Origin of the sequence: Methylobacterium sp. J-078, assembly GCF_022829285.1 — a bacterium.
In the GTDB taxonomy this organism is placed as follows: Bacteria; Pseudomonadota; Alphaproteobacteria; order Rhizobiales; family Beijerinckiaceae; genus Methylobacterium.
In genome coordinates this window covers 1-1,139 of sequence record NZ_JAKSYI010000059.1, presented here as the reverse complement: position 1 = coordinate 1,139, position 1,139 = coordinate 1, and the positions used below count along the sequence as shown (strand labels likewise).

Genomic DNA, 1,139 nt, shown 5'->3' with positions numbered 1-1,139 from the left:
AGACCGAATTGCCTGTCGGCGCCGACCGTGTACGGGCCCCGGATCCGTCATCCGTCGAACATGATCCGACTTCAGGCCGCCAAACTAACGCCGCCACTGGTAGTATGTCACTGAACTCACGCCGAGCGGGCGGATTGTATCAGCCACGCTCTGGTCCTGGGAGATCAGAACATCCGCCTGCCGTAGCTTGTCGACGATCTCCTCGGGCTGCGCGTGCTTCGCCATCTCGTCCGTCCTCCAGGCTCAAAAGCCATACCAAAGGGCGGACCACTTCAATGGGGGCTGACCATCAGCACGTAGCCGATCCGGTGATCTTCCGCCCAGCGGCGAATGGCACGGTCGCCCCCGTAGACGCTGTCCCCCGCGATCCAGGCAAACGGCAGCTTGGCCGCGCGTGCCCGTTCCAGCATGGCAAGGCCCAGCGACGGCTTGGTCGCGAAGGTCACGTCATCGGGCACATGCGCGGCCCGGCAGCGCGCACGGTCGTCCGTCCAGGACTTGGGCAGGTAGAGCGCCCTGTCGATCAGGGCGTGGCCATGGCATCCGGCATAGCCCAGGAACACCCCCACCTGCGCGTTCTCGATCCGCCCGGCCGTGCCGGTGTACTGCCGCTGCACGCCGGCCGACTTGGTGCCCTTCTTCAGGAAGCCGGTCTCATAGAGGACCAGTACCGCGCTCGGATCGCCCAGATGCTCGGCGACATACGCCCGCAGATCGTCGCGCACGGCGTCCGCGTCCCATCGCACCCGGCTCAGGAACTCCTGGACGCCATCAGGCGTGGCATCGCCCGCGGCTTCCGCCAGTTGCCAGCCATTCTTGCGCTCGACAGGCGCTAGTGCTCTGACTCAGACGGATGGTTCAGGAGCTCGGCTGAGGGCGTCGAAGATTGCAGAGGCGGGTTTAGTCCAGATGAAGGGCTTTGGGCTACGGGTGTGCTCGGGGATGTAGCGATTGATGGCGACCTGCAGGTCGACGACGCCGGTGGAGGTGCCCCGCTGTATACGGCGACGGGTTAGGGCAGAGGAGAAGCCCTCGACGGCGTTAAGCCATGAGGCCGAGGTTGGCGTCCAGTGGAAGCTCCAGCACGGGTGGCCGGCCAGCCCGGCCAGGAGTCGCGGGGTGTTCTGACTGTCTTGGTT

The 1,139-nt window shown here is 65.6% G+C and carries 1 protein-coding gene and 2 pseudogenes; all 3 read right to left on the bottom strand.

Annotated elements, in window-relative coordinates:
* Positions 1 to 84: 84 nt before the first annotated feature.
* The gene (locus MKK58_RS27120; protein WP_409565217.1) at positions 85 to 225 is read right to left on the bottom strand and encodes a hypothetical protein; all 141 of its coding nucleotides are present in this window, start codon (positions 223 to 225) and stop codon (positions 85 to 87) included.
* 56 nt (positions 226 to 281) lie between these two features.
* Positions 282 to 836: pseudogene (locus MKK58_RS08055) on the bottom strand (IS701 family transposase); the annotation flags it as partial.
* A 9-nt stretch (positions 837 to 845) separates the two neighbouring features.
* Positions 846 to 1,139 (bottom strand): annotated as a pseudogene (locus MKK58_RS08050) (IS630 family transposase); the annotation flags it as partial.

What these genes read in the sequence shown, in the direction of transcription:
- MKK58_RS27120 (WP_409565217.1), bottom strand. Translation starts at nt 225, where the DNA reads ATGGCGAAGCACGCGCAGCCCGAGGAGATCGTCGACAAGCTACGGCAG.